Source organism: Mesorhizobium sp. M4A.F.Ca.ET.050.02.1.1, assembly GCF_003997725.1.
Classification (GTDB): domain Bacteria; phylum Pseudomonadota; class Alphaproteobacteria; order Rhizobiales; family Rhizobiaceae; genus Mesorhizobium.
In genome coordinates, this window is sequence record NZ_RZSG01000115.1 from 1 (window position 1) to 11,636 (window position 11,636).

General features: G+C 60.5%; 10 protein-coding genes. 1 reads left to right on the forward strand and 9 read right to left on the reverse strand.

What is annotated here, in order from left to right; genetic code table 11:
* Positions 1-151 precede the first annotated feature (151 nt).
* From EOA33_RS10970 to EOA33_RS11010, 9 genes are all read right to left on the reverse strand, one after another.
* The gene (locus EOA33_RS10970) at positions 152-1,381 is read right to left on the reverse strand and encodes an amidohydrolase family protein (RefSeq protein ID WP_190234252.1); all 1,230 of its coding nucleotides are present in this window, start codon (positions 1,379-1,381) and stop codon (positions 152-154) included.
* A 35-nt stretch (positions 1,382-1,416) separates the two neighbouring features.
* Positions 1,417-2,166: an SDR family oxidoreductase gene (locus EOA33_RS10975; protein WP_150828636.1), complete on the reverse strand. Its 750-nt coding sequence runs from the start codon at positions 2,164-2,166 to the stop codon at positions 1,417-1,419.
* Positions 2,163-3,314 carry a Xaa-Pro peptidase family protein gene (locus EOA33_RS10980; RefSeq protein WP_127405628.1) on the reverse strand — a complete coding sequence of 384 codons (1,152 nt, stop codon included), beginning with the start codon at positions 3,312-3,314 and terminating at the stop codon, positions 2,163-2,165. The genes EOA33_RS10975 and EOA33_RS10980 overlap by 4 nt, the downstream gene beginning before the upstream one ends.
* Complete coding sequence (locus EOA33_RS10985) at positions 3,311-4,570, reverse strand: acyl-CoA dehydrogenase family protein (protein WP_190234254.1); 1,260 nt, start codon at positions 4,568-4,570, stop codon at positions 3,311-3,313. Before EOA33_RS10985 ends, EOA33_RS10980 begins: the two co-directional genes overlap by 4 nt.
* A 59-nt stretch (positions 4,571-4,629) precedes the next feature.
* Positions 4,630-5,106, reverse strand: coding sequence for a heme-binding protein (locus tag EOA33_RS10990; RefSeq protein WP_127405630.1), 477 nt, complete (start codon positions 5,104-5,106; stop codon positions 4,630-4,632).
* A 179-nt stretch (positions 5,107-5,285) separates the two neighbouring features.
* The gene (locus tag EOA33_RS10995; RefSeq protein WP_127405631.1) at positions 5,286-6,884 is read right to left on the reverse strand and encodes a GMC family oxidoreductase N-terminal domain-containing protein; all 1,599 of its coding nucleotides are present in this window, start codon (positions 6,882-6,884) and stop codon (positions 5,286-5,288) included.
* Between the two features lie 79 nt (positions 6,885-6,963).
* The gene (locus EOA33_RS11000; RefSeq protein WP_127405632.1) at positions 6,964-7,848 is read right to left on the reverse strand and encodes a carbohydrate ABC transporter permease; all 885 of its coding nucleotides are present in this window, start codon (positions 7,846-7,848) and stop codon (positions 6,964-6,966) included.
* On the reverse strand, positions 7,835-8,779 hold the full coding sequence (locus EOA33_RS11005) for a sugar ABC transporter permease (RefSeq protein WP_127405633.1): 945 nt from the start codon (positions 8,777-8,779) through the stop codon (positions 7,835-7,837). The genes EOA33_RS11000 and EOA33_RS11005 overlap by 14 nt, the downstream gene beginning before the upstream one ends.
* A 108-nt stretch (positions 8,780-8,887) precedes the next feature.
* Positions 8,888-10,213 (reverse strand): ABC transporter substrate-binding protein, encoded by a 1,326-nt coding sequence (locus EOA33_RS11010; RefSeq protein ID WP_127405634.1) that lies wholly within the window; start codon positions 10,211-10,213, stop codon positions 8,888-8,890.
* A gap of 338 nt (positions 10,214-10,551) precedes the next feature.
* Between EOA33_RS11010 and EOA33_RS11015 the strand changes: the two genes are divergently transcribed.
* The coding region (locus tag EOA33_RS11015) for a M81 family metallopeptidase (protein WP_145989109.1) at positions 10,552-11,636 on the forward strand (1,085 nt) is incomplete at its 3' end.

Consider the following 11,636-nt stretch of genomic DNA (forward strand, 5'->3'; position numbering starts at 1 on the left):
ACAATCATCACCGGGCCGCGTTGAAGGCGCAGCCTCGCTTCATCGGGAATAGACATGGGCGCCGAAGAGGGAGGAGGAGACATGTGTCTTGGGCGGTTCCCCCATGATGTGGTTCTCCGCCAGGTCGACCGCGATGAGCGCCGTTGGCCGCTCAGATTTCACGTTTGTGGAGGTAGCCGTCCTTGATCGTGACACGGATGCCGCTGCCGTCCTCCTGGAAGACGCCAATGTCTTCGAGCGGATTGCCGTCGACGATCAGGATGTCGGCGAAGGCGCCCGGGATAAGTTCTCCGAGCTTGCCCTCGTGCCGCACGATCTCGGCATTGACGATTGTGGCCGAATGCAAGGTCTGGGCGGGCGTTTCGACCGCGGAGCGGATCTTGAACTCATGCAGTTGATAATGATGCATGACGCCTTCCAGGTCGGTACCAAATCCCAGTTTGACGCCGGCGTCGCGGCAGATCTTTACTGCTTCGACGCCACGGCGCAGCATCATCTTGACCTGTTCGACGATATGTGCGGGCGTGCCCAGTTGGTCGGCGTAGAAGATGCTGGCCTCGAAGGTAGATAGTGTGGGCACGACGTAGGCGTTTTTGTCGGCCACCAGGCGCGCGGTATCCTCGTCTATTAGGTTCGCGTGCTCGATAGTGCGTACCCCAGCCTCGAGCGCGCGGCGGATAACATCAACGCCATAGCAGTGCGCCATCACATATGTGCCGAAATCGGCCGCCTCCTGCACGGCGACCCGTTGTTCTTCCAGTGAGAAATGCGGCGAGTAAATTGAGGATTTCCCGGAGTTGCCTCCCCCGGCCATCAACTTGATCTGATGAGCACCGGCCGCGATCTCCTCGCGCACTGCCCGGCGGACTGCATCCACGCCATCCACGACACGGCTGATGTTGCGCGTACTGCGACAATGCGGGCAGCCTTGATCATGTTCGGTCCGAACCCGGAAATCCCCCAATCCGCCGGTGACCGCCAGCGCCAGCCCTGGCACGAAAAGCCGCGGGCCAGGAAATAGATTCAAGCGTGTAGCATCGGCAAGTGCCGCATCCGCGCCGCCGGAATCGCGCACGGTGGTAAAGCCCCGTCGCAGGTAGTCGGCAAGGATCTTCGAGGCGTGCGCCGCGACGAGATAGGGTGCGGTGTTGGCCAACGTCACCTGGTTGTTGACATAGGCCATCGCGTGGACATGTGCATCGATAAGGCCGGGCATCACGACACGACCTCCGGCATCGATTCTGGTCGCTCCCTGGGGCATGCCGACCGAGCCGGCAACCTCGACAATCTTCTGGCCCTCGATCCGTATCTGCTGGCCTGAACGCAACGTTGCGTCCCGTGGATCGAGCAGGGTGGCGTTGGTGATGACGATATCGCTCATTGCTGTTCCCGTATGTGCGCCCTGCCATCCACCCATCAGCGGGTCGGGCCCTTTATTAACGACTCCCCGCCATCGACCACGACAGCCTGGCCGGTCATGAAGCGTGCATCGGCCGAGAGAATGAAGCGAACGATGGCGCCGAATTCCTCGACGGTCCCCATACGATGCAAAGGGACAAGCTCCGGCACCTTCTGGAGGAAAGATTCCCGCCCGCCAAACATCTCCCAGGCTGGGGCGTTGAAGGGCGTGTCCACCCAACCGGGGCAAAGAGCGTTCACCCGGATGTTGTCGCGGGCATATTCCAGCGCGAGTTGCCGGGTCATCGTCAGCAATGCCGACTTCGAAACGATGTATGGCAACGAACCCGTGGCCACCATGACCGATGCTGCCGATGCCGTGAAAAGCAAGCTGCCGCCTCCAGCCCGACGCAGCATCGGAAGCGCCGCGCGTGCCAGCACAGCATTAGCGCGAACGTTCAGCGCGAAGCTGAGATCGAAGGCGTCCAATTCCATGCTTTCGAGCGTGCCGACATGGCAAACACCGGCATTGTTCCAGACAGCATCCAGGCCGCCGAGGATTTCGCCGGCCTCGCTCACCACGGAGGAAATACGCGCGTCGTCGCCAATGTCGATTTCGAGAATACGCTCAGCGCCCAGATCGTCCGGCGCTTTTTTCCTGTCGGCCATGACGACGCGCGCGCCGCAGGCGGCAAGAGCGCGAACGCCAGCCTCGCCCATTCCGCTGGAACCGCCGACGACCAGAACGCGCTGTCCGATTTGGCTCATCTGACGGCAATCTCCCTGGCGGTCTGAGTGAGACGCAGCGGCCCGTTTTGCGTGACCAGAACCGTTTCGCTGAAGGGCATGCCCTCGCAATAGTGGATGACGTGGAAAACCATATTCGGCTCGAGTGCCCAGGTCTCGTTGGGCATGAAGATGCGGGTATGATCGGACGTGCGGGGCGCGGCGTGATAGCCGAGCGTGTAGGCCGAAACCTGTGGGTAGGTCTTCTTCAGGCCTTCGCGAAGCATGGTCTCGCGGGCGACGCGGTCAATCTCGCCCGAAATGGCGCCGGGAACCATGGCGGCGATGAACTCGTCCTGGATCTCGACAACCCGCTGCGCAATCGCCCCTTGACGATCAGAGACGTGTCCAACCGCCATAGGCCGGGCAATGCGCCCCGAATAGCCATAGACCTGCGGGACAGCCTCAATGAAATAGAGCTCGCCCGCCTGCATGATCCGCTCGCCCAGCCGACCGTGCATATTGGCGACTGTGCTGCCGTATCCGAACACGGCGACACGACCATTGTCGGCTCCCAGGCTGATAGCCTTGCGGTATGTTGCGATGGCAGGTTCGCGTTCTGATCGGCCCACGGCGATTGCGTCGGTTCCGGCCTGGATCGCGGCGTCAGCTATCGCGCAGGCGCGGCGCAACGCCTCGATCTCGGCCGGCGACTTGATCAAGCGATGTTCCCAGATCACCTTTCCGAAGTCGATGAATTTCAGTCCGGGATTTACTGCCTGGACCCGCTCATATCGCTCGATGGTCAGGAAATGGCTGTCCGTCTCGATGGCCAGCGTTTTCGTGCCGCTGTCGCGGATGAGCCCCCCCAAGAGCGCGACTTCGTCCTCGTGATCGTCAAAGGTGACAAACGCGTCCACCGTGGCCTGCCGCTGGGCCCCGAACTGATCGGCCGAGCGGATCAGCAGCGTCACATCACCCAAGGGTGAGATCAGCGCACCCTGGTAGCGAACACCGGAGTGGGCGTAGCCTGTCAGGTACGCCAGGCTGTCGATCTGATCGACAAGCAACAGGTCGGCGCCGCGATCGACCATCTCCGTAAGAACACGGCTGACCCGTCTCCTGAATTCCGCCCGGTCGAAGGGCAGTACGGCCAGCGGGCTATCAGCCTTGGCGGTGCCGCCCGTCATGCTGCATCCCGGTTGAAATGGAAGCCCAGATCGGCCCAGGTCTTGCGTTCGCTCTCGGGCAGCCGACGACCGTATTTCGCCTTCGGGTGATAGTCCCGCGACAGTTCCGTCTTGGCGACGGTCTTCATGATCATGCTTTCACGCGTATGAAGCGTGGCCACGCGTGCATCGCGCATCAGCCGCGGGATGGAGCTCCACCGGAACACCGCCCTCGTGCCGACGATTTCGAAAGCCTTGGTCGAAACCAGACCCACTGTCGTCTTGGCCATATGCAAGCCCATGAGAGTGGCGTGGGAGGCCTCGCCCCAGATCTTCTGGTCATAGAGATGTTGCGCGTACCACAATTGCGAACGCGTAGCGGCTATCGCGGAGGCCATCTCGCCGAGCGAGTACATATTGGTGTCGTCTTGCTGCAGGAACGCTCTCGCCGCGACCGCATCGCGCACTTCCTCATAGATGCCCTGCGCCGAACCGAGCGAATGAGCCGCGTAGGCAAGCTCGAAGGTGTAGGGGTGGCTCTGGTTGAAATCACCCGGCTCGCCAAGGACGTTCTTCCACGGAATGAAGACGTTGGTGAACTTGGCCCCCCCCGACAGCGATGCGCGGATGCCGATGGCCTCTTCCCAACCGGACACGAACTCGACGCCCGGATTGGGCAACTCGATCACGAAGACGCTCGCACCAACATCGGGATCATCTGTCCCGGGCGCCAATGCCCAAAACAGAAGATATTTCGACGCCGCACCGCCGCTGGTGAATCCCTTGAAGCCGTTCGCGAGGAAACCGCCCTCGGTGGGCGTCAAATCCGAAGCGAAGGAGATCTTGCCGTCCTTGTGGGGCACCACCTGGGAGCGGCCCGGCTGGACCTCACTGCCGACCGAGGCCACGCCCACTCCGTTCTTGGCCACATCGGCCAGGATCCGGCGCTTCTGCTCCTCATTGCCGAGCGCCGCGACCAGCCCTAAGCAGTGATACTGGTTCTGGATGATCCAGCCGGTGCTTCCGCAGGCCGAGGCGAAGATCTCGACCACGGCGTGGCACACATTGCTGAAGCCGGCATCCTCGTCGGCATACCCGCCATATTCCCTCGGCACGCCAAGCTTCAGGAAGCCGCCGTCGATGATGTCTCGCCAGTTCTCCTGCGGCCAGCCGCCAGCCTCGTCGACCTGCCTGGCGCGTTGGGCAAAGACCGCCTTGAGGCCTCTCGCCTTTTCGATCCATTCGGCGTCTTCGGGATTTGTCTTGAACGGATACATCCCATTCCTTTCCATCTTGCCTAGTCGCAACTTGTATTGCATGCAGTATGCAGTTCTGCTCAGCTTCCGTCAATGGCCTTTCGATAGGTCTCGATGGCACGAATGACGAGCCGGTGGTCATCGATAGAGGCGAGGCCCGCGCAGCCGATAGCACCGACCATGGCGCTCCCCACGCAGATCGGCACCGCGCCTCCGCACAGCACGTAGCGGCTGGGATCGAGCGCGCGTTCGGCGGCGAAGTTGGGCTCAAGCCTCGTTTGCAACTCAAGCTGCATCGAAGCCTTGGCAAAACGTCTTACCGCGGCGAATTTCCTTTCAATCCAATGCTGATAGTCAGCACTGGTGCCAGGCAGCGCGGCACGGAAGATCACCTGTTCGCCGAGGTCGACGCCGACCGCGACGCGCAGCGCTTTGTCCTCCGCCAGCCTGAGCAACGTCTTGCCGATGCCCAGCGCATCGGCCTGGCTGAACGCTGAGAAAGCAAGCCTCTCCGTCTCCCTTTGAAGGTCCTCGATCTGGTCTCGAATTTCATCCATGGGTCCAATCCTCAAACCTTGCGTTGTATGCAGGTGGTTTGTTCATACGCGGCGCAAACGAGCATCGAACGCAGCTGTTCCGGCCGCGATCTTCCTTCTATTCCAAAGTCTTGAAGCCTTTTCGGCTTACTGCGTCAGGTTTTTTTCAGCCGGCCGGTCCCGGCGCAGATCGCATGCAGTTAATCCTCGCCTATAAGCATTGCCGCGGCCTTTTCCCCAATCATCATCGCGGGAGCGTTGGTATTTCCCGAGGTCACCACAGGCATCACCGAGGCATCCGCCACTCTCAGGCCCGCTATGCCGCGCACGCGCAATTCGGGATCGACGACCGCCATGTCGTCGGTTCCCATCCTGCAGGTGCCGGATGGATGATATTCGTTCAACAGGTTGCGGCGATTATAGGCCTGGATATCGCGGTCGGACTGGACGTGCAGGCCCGGGTCAAGCTCTTCACCCGTGAAGTCGCGGAATGCTTTCTGGGCATTGATTTCACGCGCCAGCCGCAGACCTTCGGTCAGGACCCGGATGTCAGCCGGATCGGTAAGAAGGTTGTGCTGGATCCGAGGCGCGATGAAGGGGTCGCTTGATTGCAGCAGGAGCCGGCCCCGCGACTTCGGCCGCATAATGCCAAACTGCAGCGTGTAGGCATTGAATGTCGCGATCTCGCCCTTGGGAGATTTCAGGTCGCGGCTCACGGGATAGAATTGGACCTGCAGGTTTGGTCGCTCCTCGGCAGGGTTGCTGCGCAGGAACGCCTGAACCGACATCGGGAAGACGGCTATCGGGCCCGTGCGCCTGAAAGCATATTCGGCCGCCGCCTTGAGGCCACGGACAGGATGCTTCAACGAGTAGTAGGTCAGGGGCTTGGTGCAGGCGAACTGTGCAAGACTGCCGCAGTGGTCCTGAAGGTTCTCGCCCACGCCCGGAAGGTCCAGGATCGGATCGACGCCGGCAGCGCGCAATTGTTCGGCGGGGCCGATTCCCGCCAGCATCAGGAGCTGGGGAGACATATAGGCACCGGCAGACAGTATCGTCTCGGCGGCGGCAGCCGAGTGCTCGACGCCCTTGATGGTGTAGCGCACACCAGTACAGCGCGGCCCTTGCAAGAGGAGGCCAGTGACATGGGCATTCGTTGCCACCGTCAGGTTCTTGCGGTGGCGGATCGGCCGCAAATAGCCTTGCGCGGCCGAACAGCGAACGCCGCGCTTTTTGTCGATGTTGTACTGGACCCAGTCGAAGCCCTCGTGGTTTCCGGTGTTGTAGTCCTCGACAACGGGCATGCCCATCTGCCGCCCGGCCTCGAGGAAGGCTTCGAACAAAGGCGTGCGGTAGTTGCCGTAGCTGACGGTTATCGGCCCAAATGAGCCACGATCCTGGGAGGCCGGCCCCTGCCAGGTCTCCATGCGTTTGAAGTAAGGCAAGACACCATTCCAGTCCCAGCCCGTCGCGCCTGCCCGCTGCCACTCGTTGAAGTCCTCGGCATGTCCCCGGACAAAGATCATGCCGTTGATCGCCGACGATCCGCCGAGGACCTTCCCGCGTGGAAGTTTGATGCGCCGATTGTCGACGCCTGGCTCCGGCTCGCTCGTCAGCCGCCAATCCAAATGGCCGCCCACCGTATAGTTCACGCCAATCGGTATTCGGATCAGGGGATTCCAGTCCCTGGGTCCGGCTTCCAGCAGCAGCACCTTGACTGCCGGATCGGCGCTCAATCGGTTTGCCAGCACACAACCTGCCGATCCCGCACCGACAATGATAAAATCAAAAATTGCAGTCACGACATTTCTCACGGCAAGCAGATCTGGTGTCCGGTGGCTTCAAGTTCACGATGGTCTTTCTCGGATGGTCAGGCCCGGCTCAACCCTTGACGGATCCGGCGACCAGACCGCGCAGGAAATAACGGCCGGCAAAGACGTACACCAAAAGGGTTGGCAGAGCGGTCAAGAACACCGCGGCCATGTTGACGTTGTATTCTTTCGTTCCGGTGGTTGACGCCACCATGTTGTAAAGCCCAACGGTTACAGGCGACGTCAGACCGGAGGTGTAGGTGGTGGCCAAAAGATAGTCGTTCCAGATGTGGGTGAATTGCCAGATGACCGACACCACCACCGTTGGGATGGCGATGGGAAGCACGATGCGACGAAAAATCTGCAGGAACCTGGCGCCATCCATGCGGGCTGCATCGACGATCTCGTGCGGCACGGTGACGAAGAAGTTGCGAAAGAACAACGTTGTGAAGGCAATGCCATAGATCACATGGACCAGGATCAGACCCACGACGCTGTTGGCGATGCCAAGCGAACCCATCACATAGGCCAATGGGATGAGCACGATCTGCAGCGGAATGAAGACACCAAACAAGAGAAACGCGAAGACCCAATTGTGGCCCGGGAACTTGAAATGGGTGAGGGCGAAGCCGTTGACCGCGCCGATCGGGGTCGACAGCAGCACAGCCGGCACCACCATCATCACCGAGTTCACGAAATATGGTGCCAGTCCGTTGCAACTTGTTCCTATGCAGGCGGTGAACATGGCCTGGTACCATGGCTGCATCGTCGGGGCGGTGGGAAAGTCGATGATTGTGCCGGCGCGCAATTCTTCCAGCGACTTCAGCGAAGTCAGCACCACGACAAGAAGCGGAAAGACATAGATGGCGGCCATGAACAGAAGCGCGCCGTAGATGATGACGCGGGTGACCCTGTGCGCAAGGCCGGTCCCCAGCACCACTTCATGCGTGCTCATCGGAGGCATTCCTGGTTGAGGTATAGAGATAGGGCACGACGATCGCCAGGATTGTCATGAAGATCATCACGGCACTCGCCGCCCCGACGCCTAGCTGAGAGCGTTCGAAAGTCTGCTTGTACATGAAGGTCGCCGGCACCTGTGTGCTGTTGGCGGGCCCACCGTTGGTGAGGGCGACGACAAGGTCGAAGGTCCGCAGCGCCTGCTGGACCAGCACCACAGCAACGGTCACGAAGGTTGGGCCAAGAAGCGGGATGATTATGCGCCGATAGATCGAGGGGCCACCTGCCCCATCAAGTCGCGCGGCTTTCATCAAATCCTCGTCTATACCGCGCAACCCGGCAAGGAACAGAGCCATGACGAAGCCGGAGGCCTGCCAGACACCCGCCAGCACGACGGTGTAGAGAGCAAAGCGCGGGTTCACCAACCAGTCAAACCGAAAATCCTCCCAACCCCAATTGCGCAAGACACGTTCTATGCCAAGGCCGGGGTTGAGGATCCACTTCCACGCCGTTCCGGTGACGACGAATGAAAGTGCCATCGGGTAGAGGTAGATGAGCCGCAAGGCCCCTTCCGCTCTTATTTTCTGGTCAAGAAGTATAGCAAGAAACAGACCGACCACGGTCGTCAGCAGAATGTACAAAAATGTGAAAACGAAGATATTCTTCGCCGATTGCACCCAGATCGGGTTGGACCACAAATTGTAGTACTGCCGCAGCCCGACCCAATGATAGTCCGGCAACATCCCTGAAGCGCTGAACGATATGTAGGCCGTCCAGAGCATGAAGCCATAGACGAATATCGACGCTATCGCGACCGAAGGCGCGAGGGCGATCTGGGACGCGTGTCTGCCGATGAAAATCCGCACACGCCCGGTCTCGAGAGACGGACGCACCGTCAAGATTTCGGACTTCAGCGATAGCATTTCCATTCGCTTTGCCGCCAACCGATGAGGAAGATTTGTCCCTGGTCGATAGCCATGCCGCGGCTGGTCCCGTGAGGCGACCACCCGCGGCACGACCGCTTGGGAGCGTGTTGATTATTCGGAGATCGTCTTCAGTCCGTTCACGAGCTGATCGACTGCAGCCTTCGAGGTCATCGAAGGCTGCTCGAAGAACGTCGAAACCACGTCCATGAAAATGCCGCTCTTGGCCGGGCTCCACGCCTCGAAATGCGAAATGGCCGGGAATGCCTGGCCGTGAGAGGCTGCGTCCACCTGGGCCTTGTAAGAAGCCTGCGCGCAAAAATCGAGCGCGGCGGAGTCGACGTCGGTGCGTGCCGGCGTGGCTCCCTTCTTCAGGTTGAACCCCAGCTGGACCTTAGGATCGAACGTGGTCTCGGCCAACGCATCCTGCGCGGCCTCGACGGAGGCGTTCTTGCTTTTGAAAAAGACAAACGCGGTGGACACGCTCAGATAGGTCTGGGCATTGCCTGGAGGCGGTGCGCAGCCATAGTCGGCGTTCGGCTTCAGATTTGCCAGCACCATCTCGCCTTTGACGTAGTCACCAAGGACCTGCATGCCGGCCTCGCCGGTCATCACCATCTTGGCGGCAATGTTCCAGTCGCGGCCCGGGTAGTTCGGGTCGACATACTTGTTCATATTGCGGAATTCATCGAAGACCTTGATCATGGTGTCGCTCTTGAGCGCTTCTTCGTTCTGCTCCACGATCGCCTTGCGGTAGAAGTCGGGGCCACCGACAGCCACCAGCACCGTTTCGAAGAGAGTTGCCTCCTGCCAGTTGACGCCGCCGATCGCCAACGGGATCACGCCGGCAGCCGTGAGCTTGTCGGCCACTGCGTGGAACTCATCGAGTGTGGTCGGCGGCTGGAGACCGAGCTTGTCGAACACCTTCTTGTTGTACCAAAGCCAGTTTGTGCGCTCCACGGTGGTCGGCACGCCATAGTATGCGCCGTTGAGCTTCAGATGGGGAATGAGGCCCTTTGACATCACCTCATCCCAGTTGCCCTTGGTGGCGATTGGCGACAGATCAACGAGCGCGCCCTGGTCCACCCACTGCTTGACCTCGTTTGAGTGCATCAGCACTGCGTTAGGCGGCGAGCCGGCCGTAACGCGAGAGCGCAGTACCTGGTTGAGCGTGTCGGTTCCCGTCGCGGGCAGGTCGACCCAGCCATAACCCTTGGCAGTGAAGGCATCCTTGATAACGCCGATGGCCGCGGCCTCCGAGCCTGCCGTGAAGAAATGCAGCACCTCCAGCTTCTTGTCGTCCGCGACGCTTGCTGTGGCCGCGGTGCACAACACCGTTGCGGCCAGAAGCGCACGCACCATGTAACCCTGCCAGTTTTTGGTCATTGCATTCCCCCTTTTGCTTTTGCTTCGAGTGAGTCTGCGCGCTGGCCCACTCAAAGTGGCGACAGCGTTCAGGCGACACTTTGTGGAGCTGGCCTGGACGTTGTCAAGGGTCTTTCTTGCCCATTTTCCGGGAAGCTAAGCCCGATTTCCTCTAAAAAAGGCGGCTTCTGCCGCGAAATCGCCAGGCTCTTCCAAGCATTGGCGTCATTTTCGAGCTCCCGCCGAAACGCTGTTGGCAAACCGACTATTTTGATTTATTTGGATGCAGTATGCACTACGGCCCCTGGCGGGCGCGGTAACCGAGCATCGTCCGCTGATCTACAGCAGCCGGAGGTACATCAACCTCGTTTACAAACTCGCCAGTGATCGGTCGCAACGAGGGTTTGGCCAGCATGGCTCGGGTCGGCATCGGCGGGATTTTCCACGAAACCAATACATTTGCTGCCCCGACAGGGCTTGCTAATTTTCAGGTCCTGCGCGGCGTTGAGATCTCTTCGTTCAGCCACGGTGCGCGCACCTATCTTGGTGGTCTGATCGAGGAGACCGGCGCGCTCGGCTTTGATGCCGTCCCGTTGCTCTACGCTGAAGCCACACCATCCGGCACGATCCGGCGCGAGTCTTATGTCGCGCTGCGTGAGGAATTGGTCGAGCAGGCCGCGGCTTCGGATCTGGATGCGCTTCTTTTGTCAATTCACGGCGCGGGCGTCGTGGAGGACATTGACAGCCTTGAGGAGGATTTGTGTGCCGCGCTGCGTCAACGTCTCGGCGATAAAATCCCGATCGTGGCTACCCTGGACCTTCACGGCAACATCCGTCAGCGCCTGGGTGATCTTTGCTCGGCGCTGTTCCCGGTGCGGCTCAATCCCCACATCGACCAGTACGAGCGCGGGGTGGAAGCGGCCCGATGTCTTTGCGAAATCGTGTTGTCGAGAACCGACTTCGAAACGGCGATCGAACAGGTCCCGATGCTGTTCCCACCCGTTCCGACAAGCTTGCCGGCATTTGTCGAGCTCGACGGCCTCTGCACCGAGATCGAAAAGCAGGAAGACGTCGCGTGCGCGCGTGTCATGCACGGCTTTCCCTATGTAGACGTGCCTTGCATTGGTGCATCGGTGGTCGTCGTGGCCCGCCGCAATGGAACCGATGATGCCCGGCGACTGGCGCGGCGTATCGCCGCCGCCCTTTGGGAGCGACGGGACCAGATCAAGGTGCCGAGCCTGCCGCCTGAAGGTGCGATCCAAGAGGCAATGCGAGATGGACGCACCATTGTCATCAATGAGTTTTCCGACAACACCGGCGCCGGCAGCCCCGGGGACGGGACCCATCTTTTGTCGGCTCTCATCGCGGCGGGCGCACGGTCCTGCTTTTCACACATCTTCGACCCCGCCACAGTAGCGCAGGCGGCCGCTGCCGGGGTCGGCGCGCGCATCAATGTCCGCCTAGGCGGGCACACCGATGCCCTTCTCGGCCCTCCCAT